Here is a 9,170-nt window from a genome sequence, read left to right on the forward strand (position 1 = left end):
TATCAAGCCTCCGACGCGGCAGCAGCCGCTTTTTGGTTCAGAACAGTGTTCACACGCGCAACGTCACGACGGACTGCACGCATGCGGGCGCTATTCTCGAGTTGGCCGGTCGCCTGTTGGAAGCGCAGGTTAAACGCTTCCTTCTTCAGAGCGGTAAGATCTTCCCGAAGTTGCTCGGGCGTCTTGTCGCGCAGTTCTTGGGGTTTCATTCCCATGTCCTCTACTTGCACCAGAGGGCCCTTTTGAAGGTGACCCTGAGTCTGGTGGGTTATGTATGTCTAGAATTCGACCCGCTGCGCTTAGCACCCCCACCCCTGCGGCGCAAGGGCGAAAGACTCGCGCTGCGTCATATAGCGGACGGCGGGCGATAAATGCGAAATCGCCGCCCATTTCTGGACGGCGATCCCCTGTTCACACGCTTAAACCGGATTACCAGTCTTCGCGGATCACGGTGCGGGTCTTGACCGGAAGCTTCATCGCGCCAAGGCGCAGTGCTTCGCGGGCGACCGATTCGGCAACGCCGTCGATCTCGAACAGGATGCGGCCAGGCTTAACCTTGGCTGCCCAGTATTCGATCGAACCCTTACCTTTACCCATCCGGACTTCGGTGGGCTTACCGGTGACGGGCGTATCGGGGAAGATACGGATCCATACACGGCCTTGACGCTTCATGTGACGGGTGATCGCGCGGCGGGCCGCTTCGATCTGACGGGCTGTCACACGCTCCGGCTCGGTCGACTTCAGGGCGAAGGTACCGAAAGCCAGCGTCGAGCCGCCTTTCGCTTCGCCGTGGATCCGGCCTTTGTGGAGCTTACGGAATTTAGTACGCTTCGGTTGCAGCATCTGCTCTACTCCTTAGCGATCGCCGCGGCGATTGCCGGCGCCACGCGGAGCAGCAGATTCCTGCGCTTCGGTGATGCGACGGTCGTGCGCTTGCGGATCATGTTCCAGGATCTCGCCCTTGAAGATCCAAACCTTGATGCCGATGATACCATAGGCGGTCTGAGCTTCCGAGAGCGCGTAATCGATGTCGGCCCGCAGCGTGTGCAGCGGAACGCGGCCTTCGCGGTACCATTCGGTACGTGCGATTTCAGCGCCGCCCAAACGACCAGCAACGTTCACACGAATGCCGAGGGCACCCATGCGCATTGCGTTTTGCACGGCGCGCTTCATGGCACGACGGAACGAAACGCGACGCTCGAGTTGCTGGGCGATGGATTCGCCAACCAGGGCAGCGTCCAGCTCGGGCTTGCGCACTTCAACGATGTTGAGGTGCAGTTCCGAGTCGGTCAGAGCCGAGAGCTTCTTGCGAAGGGTCTCGATGTCTGCGCCCTTTTTACCGATGATGACACCCGGACGAGCGGCATGGATCGTGACGCGGCACTTTTTGTGCGGACGCTCGATCACAACATGGCTGATACCAGCCTGTTTGCACTCGGTGCGGACGAAATCTTTGATCTTCAGGTCTTCCAGCAGGAGGTTGCCGAAGTCCTTGGTATCGGCGTACCAACGGCTGTCCCAGGTGCGGTTGACCTGGAGACGCATGCCGACGGGATTAACCTTGTTACCCATTAGGCTTTCTCCTCGACCTGACGGACCGTGATAGTGATTTCCGAGAACGGCTTCATGATCTTACCGAAGCGGCCACGGGCACGCGGACGACCGCGCTTCATCACCAGGTTCTTACCAACAAAGGCTTCGGCAACGATCAGGTTGTCGACGTCCAGGTTGTGGTTGTTCTCGGCGTTGGCAATCGCGGATTGCAGGCACTTCTTGACGTCCTGCGCGATACGCTTCTTCGAGAAGGTCAAGTCGGTCAGAGCCTTCTCAACCTTCTTGCCGCGGATCAGACCGGCGACGAGATTCAGTTTTTGCGGGCTGGTGCGAAGCATGCGGGCTTTCGCCATCGCTTCGTTGTCAGCCACGCGGCGGGGATTAGCTGCCTTACCCATGACTTATTTCCGCTTCGCTTTTTTGTCCGCAGCGTGCCCGTAATAGGTACGGGTCGGCGAATATTCACCAAATTTTTGGCCGATCATTTCTTCGGTCACGGCAACGGGGATATGCTTATGCCCGTTGTAGACGCCAAACGTCAGACCGACAAATTGCGGCAGGATCGTCGAACGGCGCGACCAGATCTTGATCACTTCGTTACGGCCGGATTGACGCACGGCTTCGGCTTTCTTCAGCACGTAAGCGTCAACAAAAGGGCCTTTCCAAACAGAACGAGCCATGGATTAGCGTCCCTTCTTGGCGTGACGCGAACGAAGGATAAGCTTCGACGACGCCTTGTTCTTGTTACGGGTGCGGGTACCCTTAGTGCCCTTACCCCACGGGGTAACCGGGTGACGGCCACCCGAGGTGCGACCTTCACCACCACCGTGCGGGTGGTCGATCGGGTTCATCGAGACACCGCGAACGGTCGGACGGACGCCCATGTGGCGCTTACGACCGGCTTTACCCAGGTTCTGGTTCGAGTTGTCGGGGTTCGACACGGCACCAACGGTAGCCATGCATTCCTGACGGACCAGACGCAGCTCGCCCGAGGACAGGCGGATCTGAGCGTAGCCGCCATCGCGACCAACGAACTGAGCGTAGGTGCCTGCAGCGCGGGCCAATTGGCCGCCCTTGCCGGCTTTCAGTTCGACGTTGTGGACGATCGTACCGATAGGCATGCCCGAGAAAGGCATTGCGTTACCGGGTTTGACGTCGGTTTTAGCGCCAGCAACAACTTGGTCGCCCACAGCCAAACGCTGGGGTGCCAGGATGTAGGCTTGTTCGCCATCTTCGTATTTGATCAGCGCGATGAACGCAGTCCGGTTCGGGTCGTATTCGATCCGCTCAACGGTTGCTGCAACATCAAACTTACGACGCTTGAAATCCACAATGCGGTACAGGCGCTTTGCGCCACCGCCTTTGTGCCACATCGTGACGCGTCCGGTATTGTTCCGGCCACCCGACTTGGTCAGACCCTCGGTAAGGGTTTTGACAGGGCGACCTTTCCAAAGCTCCGAACGGTCGATCAGAACCAGCCCACGCTGGCCAGGCGTCGTCGGTTTGTACGACTTAAGTGCCATGCTTCTGTCTTCCGTTTGCTTTGCGGGCGGTCAAGCCCGACACGTGAAGGGCCCCGAAGGTCCCGTTAGGCGTAAAAGCTGCGGCCGGGACGAATCCCGGCCGCAGAATGGGCAGTCCCTATTAGAGACCGGTCGAAACGTCAATGGTGTTACCCTCAACCAGGGTAACATAAGCCTTTTTGACGTCCTTGCGGGTGCCGACGACACCGCGGAAACGCTTGACCTTGCCTTTGGTGATGGTCGTGTTCACGGCCTTCACCTTGACACCGAAGAGGGCTTCGACAGCGCCCTTGATCTGCGGCTTGGTCGCGTCGATCGCAACTTCGAAGACAACAGCGTTCGATTCCGACGCCAGAGTTGCCTTTTCGGTGACGATCGGCTTGCGGATCACATCGTACTGTTCGGGTTTGGCGGTCATTTCAGACGAGCCTCCAGAGCTTCGACAGCTGCTTTGGTGAGCACCAGGGTGTCACTGCGCAGGATGTCGTAGACGTTCGCGCCCATGGTGGGCAGAACATCCAGGTTAGCGATGTTGCGCGCGGCGCGGGCAAAGCCCTCATCAACGGCAGCACCGTCGATCACCAGCGCACGCTTCCAGCCCAGATTCGCAACTTGCTTTGCCAGCAGTGCGGTCTTGGCTTCGGCCATCGTCGCAGCTTCGATGATGACCAGCTCGCCTGCTTTGACTTTAGCCGACAGGGCGTGCTTCAGACCCAAAGCGCGGAACTTCTTGGTCAGGTCATGCTCGTGCGAACGCGGGGTCGGGCCTTTGTAGACGCCACCGTGACGGAAGATCGGGGCCTTCTTGGAACCGTGACGAGCGCCACCGGTACCTTTTTGGCGGTAGATCTTCTTGGTCGAGTAGCTGACTTCCGACTTGCCCAGAACCTTGTGGGTCCCTTGTTGGGCGCGTGCACGCTGCCAACGAACCAGACGGTGCAGAATGTCTGCACGCGGCTCTAGTGCGAAGATCGCGTCGTTGAGTTCGACGGAACCGGCGGCGCCGCCGTCGAGATTGATTGCATCAATCTTCATTGTTCGCCTCCTTCAACGGCAACAGCCGTTTCGCGCAGAGCGGCCGGGAACTGAACGTTCTCAGCCATCTTCTTCTTGACGGCATCCTTGATGGTGACCCAGCCACCCTTGCTACCCGGGACGGCGCCCTTCACCATGATCAGGCCACGGGCCGAATCGGTGCGGACGACTTGCAGGTTTTGGGTAGTGACGCGGGCCGAACCCATGTGACCAGCCATCTTCTTACCTTTGAAGATGCGGCCCGGATCCTGACATTGGCCAACCGAACCGTGCGAACGGTGCGAAACCGACACACCGTGCGAAGCGCGCAAACCACCGAAGTTGTGACGCTTCATAACACCGGCAAAGCCTTTACCGATCGACGTGCCCGAGATGTCAACGAATTGACCCGAGACGTAGTGATCAGCAATGATTTCGGCGCCAACGGGAATCAGATTCTCGGCGGCGACGCGGAATTCGGCAACCTTGCGCTTGGGCTCGACCTTGGCCGCAGCGAAGTGGCCGCGCATCGGAGCCGAAACGTTCTTGGCTTTCGCAGTACCCGCGCCCAGCTGAACGGCGGTGTAGCCATCCTTTTCGACGGTGCGTTGTGCGACGACCTGAAGGTTATCGAGTTGCAGAACAGTAACCGGAACCTGACGGCCGTCCTCGAGGAACAGGCGGGTCATGCCGATTTTTTTAGCGATAGTGCCTGAACGCAGAGCAGTCATTTTCTACCCTCCTCAGACCTTGATCTCGACGTCAACGCCAGCAGCGAGGTCGAGCTTCATCAGCGCGTCCACGGTTTGCGGGGTCGGATCGACGATGTCCAGAAGACGCTTGTGCGTACGGATCTCGAACTGGTCGCGCGACTTCTTGTCGATGTGCGGGCCACGAAGAACCGTGAACTTCTCGATTTTGTTGGGAAGGGGGATCGGTCCACGGACCGAGGCACCCGTACGCTTCGCGGTCGAAACGATCTCGGCGGTGCTGGCATCCAGCACGCGGAAATCGAACGCCTTGAGGCGGATGCGAATGGTTTGGCTTTGTGCGGCCATTTTATTGCCTTTCGCGGCTTAAGGTTGAGAGGTGAGTGGGCGGGATTGCACAGCCACATCGAACCTAAATTCGTAAGCGCACAGGGCGGGTTTTTCCCGCCCTGTCAAGGCCCCTTTTACGGAGCGAACCCAGAAACCGTCAGAAACTGACGATTACTTGATGATTTTAGCGACGACGCCAGCGCCGACGGTGCGGCCGCCTTCGCGGATAGCGAAGCGGAGCTTCTCTTCCATGGCGATCGGGGCGATCAGCGTGACGTTGAACTTCAGGTTGTCGCCCGGCATCACCATTTCGGTGCCAGCAGGCAGTTCAACCGTGCCGGTCACGTCGGTGGTGCGGAAGTAGAATTGCGGACGGTAGTTCGCAAAGAACGGCGTGTGACGGCCGCCTTCTTCCTTGGTCAGGATATAGGCTTCAGCTTCAAATTCGGTGTGCGGGGTAACCGAACCGGGCTTGACCAGAACTTGGCCACGCTCAACGCCGTCACGGTCAACGCCGCGCAGCAGCGCGCCGATGTTGTCGCCAGCCTCTCCGCGGTCCAGCAGCTTGCGGAACATTTCAACGCCCGTGCAAACCGACTTCTTCGTGTCGCGGATGCCGACGATTTCGACTTCGTCGCCAACGTTGATCACGCCACGCTCAACACGGCCGGTCACAACAGTACCACGACCCGAGATCGAGAAAACGTCTTCGATCGGCATCAGGAACGGCTGGTCAACAGCACGTGCAGGCGTCGGGATGTACGAATCGACAGCGGCCATCAGCGCGCGGATCGAATCTTCACCGATGTCTTTACGCTCGCCGATCAGCGCTTGGTAAGCCGAACCTTGGATGACAGGAATGTCATCGCCAGGGTATTCGTACGACGAGAACAGTTCGCGGATTTCCATCTCGACCAGCTCGATCAGCTCGGCGTCGTCGACAAGGTCAACCTTGTTCATGTAGCACACCATGTAGGGAATACCCACTTGGCGGCCCAGCAGGATGTGCTCGCGCGTTTGCGGCATCGGGCCGTCCGACGCAGCACAAACCAGAATAGCGCCGTCCATCTGCGCTGCACCCGTGATCATGTTCTTCACGTAGTCGGCGTGGCCGGGGCAGTCGACGTGCGCATAGTGACGCGCTTCGGTCTCGTACTCAACGTGAGCCGTCGAGATCGTGATCCCGCGTGCACGCTCTTCCGGCGCACCGTCAATTTGGTCGTAAGCGCGGAACTCACCAAAGTACTTGGTGATCGCTGCCGTCAGAGTCGTCTTGCCGTGGTCAACGTGGCCAATCGTGCCAATGTTAACGTGCGGCTTGTTACGTTCAAACTTTGCCTTTGCCATGATGGCTCCTTCAGAGATTTGGTCAGGCGGCTAAGCGCCGATTTCCAATGGGGTCAGCAGGCGGGCCGTCACCGGCCCGCCCCGCCTGATCAGGCGTATTTCTTCTGGATCTCTTGCGAGATGTTTTCCGGCACTGCGTCGTAGTGATCGAACAGCATCGTGAACTGCGCGCGACCCGAGGACATCGAACGCAGGTTGTTGATGTAGCCGAACATGTTCGCCAGCGGGACCATTGCGTTGATCACGTTCGCATTGCCGCGGGTATCTTGGCCTTGGACCATACCACGACGCGAGGTCAGATCGCCGATGATCGAACCGGTGTATTCGTCCGGCGTGACCACTTCGACCTTCATGATCGGCTCGAGCAGCTTGGCGCCAGCCTTTTTCAGGCCGTCACGCATAGCTGCGCGGGTTGCGATTTCGAACGCCAGAACCGACGAGTCGACGTCGTGGAAAGCACCGTCAACCAGAGCAACCTTGAAGTCGATAACCGGGAAGCCTGCCAGCGGACCCGAGTCCATGACCGACTTGATACCCTTTTCGACGCCGGGGATGTATTCTTTGGGAACAGCACCACCAACGATTTTCGATTCGAACGAGTAACCCTCGCCCGGCTCGGTCGGACGGATCTCGAGCTTGACGCGCGCGAACTGGCCGGTACCACCGGTCTGTTTCTTGTGCGTGTAGTCGATATCGGCCGGGCCCGAGATGGTCTCGCGATAAGCCACTTGCGGCGCACCGATGTTTGCCTCGACCTTGAACTCGCGACGCATACGGTCGACGAGGATGTCGAGGTGCAGCTCGCCCATGCCCTTCATGATGGTCTGGCCCGACTCGAGGTCGGTTTCGACGCGGAAGGACGGGTCTTCGGCAGCCAAGCGTTGCAGGGCCAGGCCCATCTTTTCTTGGTCGGCCTTCGACTTGGGCTCGACAGCGATCTCGATCACCGGCTCGGGGAAGGTCATGGTTTCCAGAACCACCGGGTTTGCCGGGTCACACAGGGTGTCACCGGTGGTGGTTTCTTTCAGACCAGCCAGCGCGATGATGTCGCCAGCATACGCTTCGTCGATTTCTTCGCGGTTGATCGCGTGCATCATCATCATACGGCCGACACGCTCGCGCTTGCCTTTGGTCGAGTTGATGAGCTGATCGCCCTTCTTCAGAACGCCCGAGTAGATGCGGGTGAACGTCAGCGAGCCCACAAAGGGGTCGTTCATGATCTTGAACGCCAGCGACGAGAACGGTTGGCTATCGTCGGCCGAACGGGCGATGTTACGCTCTTCGGTTTCGTCGCCGGGTGCGAAGCCCATGTAGGCGGGCACGTCGAGCGGCGAAGGCAGGTAGTCGATCACGGCGTTGAGCAGGGGCTGAACGCCCTTGTTCTTGAATGCCGAACCGGCCAGAACCGGAACGAAAGCCATCTTCAGCGTACCCTTGCGGATCAGCTTGCGCAGCTCTTCGTTCGAAGGCTCGGTACCTTCCAGGTAAGCTTCCATCGCAGCGTCGTCCATCTCAACAGCCAGTTCGACCAGCGTGGCGCGACGGGTTTCAGCTTCTTCTTTCAGCTCAGTGCGGATGGGCTGGTGAATCCAGCTCGCACCAAGGTCTTCGCCTTGGTACACCCACTCTTCCATGGTGATCAGGTCGACGATGCCTTCCAGCTTGTCTTCTGCACCGATCGGGAAAGCAACGGGGGCCGGGGTGGCGCCAGTGCGGTCCTTGATCATGTCCAGACACTTCTGGAAGTCGGCGCCGATCTTGTCCATCTTGTTGACGAACACGATGCGCGGCACCTTGTAGCGGTCAGCCTGACGCCAGACCGTTTCGGTCTGGGGTTCGACACCGGCGTTGGCGTCGAGCAGGGCAACAGCACCATCAAGAACAGCCAACGAACGTTCGACTTCAATGGTGAAGTCAACGTGTCCGGGGGTGTCGATGATGTTGAAGCGGTGCTTCGGCGAAATCGGGTCGGTACCGTTGTAGGTCTGTTCCCAGAACGTCGTCGTCGCAGCCGAGGTAATGGTGATACCCCGCTCTTGCTCCTGCTCCATCCAGTCCATGGTCGCGGCGCCGTCGTGGACTTCGCCGATCTTATGGGACTTGCCGGTGTAGTACAGGATGCGCTCGGTCGTCGTGGTTTTACCCGCGTCGATGTGCGCCATAATCCCGAAGTTGCGGTAGAGGTTCAGCGGATAATCGCGTGCCATGGATAGACTTCCTTACCAGCGGTAGTGGCTGAATGCCTTGTTGGCATCGGCCATCTTATGGGTGTCTTCACGCTTCTTAACAGCAGCGCCGCGGTTGTTCATGGCATCCATCAGCTCGCCGGCCAGACGCTCTTCCATGGTGTTTTCGTTGCGCTTTTTCGACGCATCGATCAACCAACGGATCGCCAGGGCTTCGCGACGCTCGGGGCGCACTTCAACCGGAACTTGGTACGTAGCACCACCGACGCGGCGCGAACGCACTTCGACGGAGGGTTTGATGTTGTCGAGGGCTTCGTGGAACACTTCCACGGGGGCCTTCTTGGCACGGCCTTCAACGCGTTCGAATGCGTTGTAGACGATGCGTTCGGCGACCGACTTCTTGCCGTCGACCATCAGGTTGTTCATGAACTTCGAAACAACCCGATCGCCGTATTTGGCATCAGGCAGAACTTCGCGCTTTTCAGCTGCGTGACGACGCGACATGG

At 59.0% G+C, this 9,170-nt stretch carries 13 protein-coding genes; all 13 read right to left on the reverse strand.

Going from position 1 to position 9,170, the window contains the following annotated elements; genetic code table 11:
• Positions 1-2: 2 nt before the first annotated feature.
• The 13 genes from rpmC to rpsG all read right to left on the reverse strand — a co-directional run bounded on the left by rpmC (position 3) and on the right by rpsG (position 9,168).
• On the reverse strand, positions 3-209 hold the full coding sequence (gene rpmC, locus BVG79_RS10940; protein ID WP_085786926.1) for a 50S ribosomal protein L29: 207 nt from the start codon (positions 207-209) through the stop codon (positions 3-5).
• A gap of 220 nt (positions 210-429) precedes the next feature.
• The gene (rplP, locus tag BVG79_RS10945) at positions 430-843 is read right to left on the reverse strand and encodes a 50S ribosomal protein L16 (protein ID WP_085786927.1); all 414 of its coding nucleotides are present in this window, start codon (positions 841-843) and stop codon (positions 430-432) included.
• 12 nt (positions 844-855) lie between these two features.
• Positions 856-1,572 (reverse strand): 30S ribosomal protein S3, encoded by a 717-nt coding sequence (rpsC, locus tag BVG79_RS10950; protein WP_085786928.1) that lies wholly within the window; start codon positions 1,570-1,572, stop codon positions 856-858.
• A complete protein-coding gene (gene rplV, locus BVG79_RS10955) occupies positions 1,572-1,952 on the reverse strand; it encodes a 50S ribosomal protein L22 (protein ID WP_085786929.1) in 381 nt (126 codons plus the stop codon). The genes rpsC and rplV overlap by 1 nt, the downstream gene beginning before the upstream one ends.
• Before the next feature lie 3 nt (positions 1,953-1,955).
• Positions 1,956-2,234: a 30S ribosomal protein S19 gene (gene rpsS / locus BVG79_RS10960; RefSeq protein ID WP_085786930.1), complete on the reverse strand. Its 279-nt coding sequence runs from the start codon at positions 2,232-2,234 to the stop codon at positions 1,956-1,958.
• 3 nt (positions 2,235-2,237) lie between these two features.
• Positions 2,238-3,077 (reverse strand): 50S ribosomal protein L2, encoded by an 840-nt coding sequence (rplB, locus tag BVG79_RS10965; protein WP_014538013.1) that lies wholly within the window; start codon positions 3,075-3,077, stop codon positions 2,238-2,240.
• A 121-nt stretch (positions 3,078-3,198) separates the two neighbouring features.
• A complete protein-coding gene (locus tag BVG79_RS10970; protein WP_085786931.1) occupies positions 3,199-3,495 on the reverse strand; it encodes a 50S ribosomal protein L23 in 297 nt (98 codons plus the stop codon).
• Complete coding sequence (rplD, locus tag BVG79_RS10975; RefSeq protein ID WP_085786932.1) at positions 3,492-4,112, reverse strand: 50S ribosomal protein L4; 621 nt, start codon at positions 4,110-4,112, stop codon at positions 3,492-3,494. Before rplD ends, BVG79_RS10970 begins: the two co-directional genes overlap by 4 nt.
• Complete coding sequence (gene rplC, locus BVG79_RS10980) at positions 4,109-4,813, reverse strand: 50S ribosomal protein L3 (protein ID WP_198167931.1); 705 nt, start codon at positions 4,811-4,813, stop codon at positions 4,109-4,111. Before rplC ends, rplD begins: the two co-directional genes overlap by 4 nt.
• Positions 4,814-4,834: 21 nt before the next feature.
• Positions 4,835-5,149 carry a 30S ribosomal protein S10 gene (gene rpsJ, locus BVG79_RS10985; protein WP_085786934.1) on the reverse strand — a complete coding sequence of 105 codons (315 nt, stop codon included), beginning with the start codon at positions 5,147-5,149 and terminating at the stop codon, positions 4,835-4,837.
• Between the two features lie 153 nt (positions 5,150-5,302).
• The gene (gene tuf / locus BVG79_RS10990; protein WP_085786935.1) at positions 5,303-6,478 is read right to left on the reverse strand and encodes an elongation factor Tu; all 1,176 of its coding nucleotides are present in this window, start codon (positions 6,476-6,478) and stop codon (positions 5,303-5,305) included.
• A gap of 89 nt (positions 6,479-6,567) precedes the next feature.
• Entirely contained in the window at positions 6,568-8,685 is a 2,118-nt protein-coding gene (fusA, locus tag BVG79_RS10995; protein ID WP_085786936.1) for an elongation factor G, read from the reverse strand.
• A gap of 12 nt (positions 8,686-8,697) precedes the next feature.
• Positions 8,698-9,168: a 30S ribosomal protein S7 gene (gene rpsG / locus BVG79_RS11000; RefSeq protein WP_085786937.1), complete on the reverse strand. Its 471-nt coding sequence runs from the start codon at positions 9,166-9,168 to the stop codon at positions 8,698-8,700.
• Positions 9,169-9,170: the final 2 nt, after the last annotated feature.

This window comes from Ketogulonicigenium robustum, assembly GCF_002117445.1.
In the GTDB taxonomy this organism is placed as follows: Bacteria; Pseudomonadota; Alphaproteobacteria; order Rhodobacterales; family Rhodobacteraceae; genus Ketogulonicigenium; species Ketogulonicigenium robustum.